This window comes from Micromonospora sp. NPDC049580 (assembly GCF_040675595.1).
Classification (GTDB): Bacteria; Actinomycetota; Actinomycetes; order Mycobacteriales; family Micromonosporaceae; genus Micromonospora.
The window spans coordinates 1-2,034 of sequence record NZ_JBFAPG010000734.1 but is presented as its reverse complement, the minus strand read 5'-3'; the positions used below and the strand labels follow the sequence as shown (position 1 = coordinate 2,034).

General features: G+C 73.0%; 2 protein-coding genes. Both read right to left on the bottom strand.

All coding sequences use genetic code 11. From position 1 onward, the window contains the following. Positions 1-37: 37 nt before the first annotated feature. Positions 38-1,378 (bottom strand): WXG100 family type VII secretion target, encoded by a 1,341-nt coding sequence (locus AB0J68_RS31545; RefSeq protein WP_354855542.1) that lies wholly within the window; start codon positions 1,376-1,378, stop codon positions 38-40. A gap of 18 nt (positions 1,379-1,396) precedes the next feature. Beyond that, positions 1,397-1,960 carry a hypothetical protein gene (locus tag AB0J68_RS31540; protein WP_354855541.1) on the bottom strand — a complete coding sequence of 188 codons (564 nt, stop codon included), beginning with the start codon at positions 1,958-1,960 and terminating at the stop codon, positions 1,397-1,399. Positions 1,961-2,034: the final 74 nt, after the last annotated feature.

Below are 2,034 nucleotides of genomic sequence, written 5' to 3'. Positions count from 1 at the left end.
CTGCGGTCGACCGCAGCAGCGCCGTGACGCGGAAAGCTCAGCGCAGGATGCCGGAGGTGCCACCGCTGTCGGCGCCCCACACGTCCTCGTCCTCCTCCAACCAGGTGTTGCGGGCGGTGTCCTCCTCGCCGTAGCCGGCACCGCCGCCCGTCCCGGCCACGCCACCGGCGCCGCGAGCACCCGCGCCCCGACCACCGGCCCCCGCCGCGCCACGCCCGGCGCCGCCCCGACCGGCGCCGGCACCGCCGCCACCGGCGACGCCACCCATACCGGGTGCCATGCCGCCGCCCAGCTTGCCGCCCGCGCCGAGTCGGCCACCGGCGCCCCGGCCACCGCCACGACCGGCACCCGCCGCGCCGCCGCCCATCATCGGGCCCATGCCCGGCGAGACCGCCCGGCCGAGCGCGCCGCCGCCCGCGAGGGCACCGGCGCCGCCCAGGCCGCCACCGCCGCTGCCGAGCCCGCTGGACGAGCCCAGGCCACCCGAGCCCAGGCCGCCTCCGAGACCGGAGCCGAGACCGGGCGAACCGCCACCACCCGCACCCGCGAGGCCACTGCTGAACTCGTCGTCCGCACCGCCGACGCCCGGGACGCCACCGGTGCTCGGGTAGGTGCCCGTGCCGGAGTCGTACCCGCCCGAGAGGTCGGGATGGGCACCGGACCCGCTGGGCAGGTTGCCCGTGCCCGGCATGTCGGTGGCGCCGATCGAGGGCGTGGCCCCCAGGCCGCCGGTGGACGGGCCGCCGCCGAGCTTCGGCACGCCACCGCCACCGCCACCACCGCCACCACCGGTGCCCAGATCGGGAATCTCGGTCGTCGGGCTCTGTGTGGTGGGGGGGCCGGCATCGCCCGGAGTGCCGGGCGCGATGGCCTGGTAGTCACCGCTCACCTGCTCGTAGACCCGGGCCGCGTCCTCCGACTGGTCGTTGATCCAGTCGGCGATCGCGGTCACCGGGTCGAACCAGCCCAGGAAGTCCGGCGAGACCTTCGCTTCGAAGAAGCCGACCCCGAGGGTCAGCTTGGCGTTACGCGCCTCCAACACGTCGTTGACGCAGGTCGCCGGGACCGGGAAGTCCCGCTGGGCCGCGGTGAGCTTGTCGGCGGCGGTCTTGAGCGACTGGACGATGCCGGTGCCCTTCTCCGCGTCCGCCACGATCTGCCCGGTGTCCTTGGAGATCTGCTCGATGTGACCCTTGAACGCCTCGTACGCCGGACCCTTCCAGGTCGTACCCAGGTCCTTGATGTTGGTGTCGAGGCTCTGCTTGACGTTGTTGAGATTCTTGATCAGCTGTTCCCAGCCGAGGGCGGCGCTCTCCACGTCACCCGGCCGGCCGTCGATGACGACCTTCTGGCACATCTCTTCCCAGCTCAGGCCCATCTGCCGTCCTCCCCCGTCCTAGCGTCCGTCGCCATTGCCGGCCACGTCGCCGAAGACACGCTGCATGTCGGCGGCGGACATCCTGTTCTGCTCCTCCGCCGTCTCGTAGTTCTGCTTGACCTGGCGCAGCGCCTCCGCCGCGTCGTACAGGCTCTGCGAGAGCTTGCGGACACCGGACTCGGTGCCCTGGTAGAGCCCCTGGTGCTTGGCTGCCAACCGGGCCGCCCAGTCGAACCCCCCGAGCGGGCTCGGCTGGCCGCCCGCCCCACCCGCCACGCCGCTGGCCGCGCCCCCCATCAGGTCCTGGATGTCGACCATGTCGTAGGAGAGCTTGTTCAGGTAGGCGGCGTGGGTCTCCAGCCAGGTGATGGCCGAGTCCAGGCTGGTCGCGTCCCACTCGGTCTTGACGCCTGCCTCACCGGGCGCGGTGACCAGGCCCTTCGGCGTCGCGGCGTGGTCGACGTTGTCCATCTCCAGGCCGGTCAGGGCGAGGCCCGACGTCGGCATCCCGCCCACCGGGATCGGGATGTAGAGGTCGTCGTTCACGTACCGTGCCGGCTGGGTGGTCCTGTCGTCCGTCATCGGTCCCCTCCCCGAAACCCTGACTGGTGGTCTGCGTTCACTGCTGCTGTGGGCCGTTCGGCGGCGGGCCCGAG

What these genes read in the sequence shown, in the direction of transcription:
- AB0J68_RS31545 (WP_354855542.1), bottom strand. Translation starts at nt 1,378, where the DNA reads ATGGGCCTGAGCTGGGAAGAGATGTGCCAGAAGGTCGTCATCGACGGC.
- AB0J68_RS31540 (WP_354855541.1), bottom strand. Translation starts at nt 1,960, where the DNA reads ATGACGGACGACAGGACCACCCAGCCGGCACGGTACGTGAACGACGAC.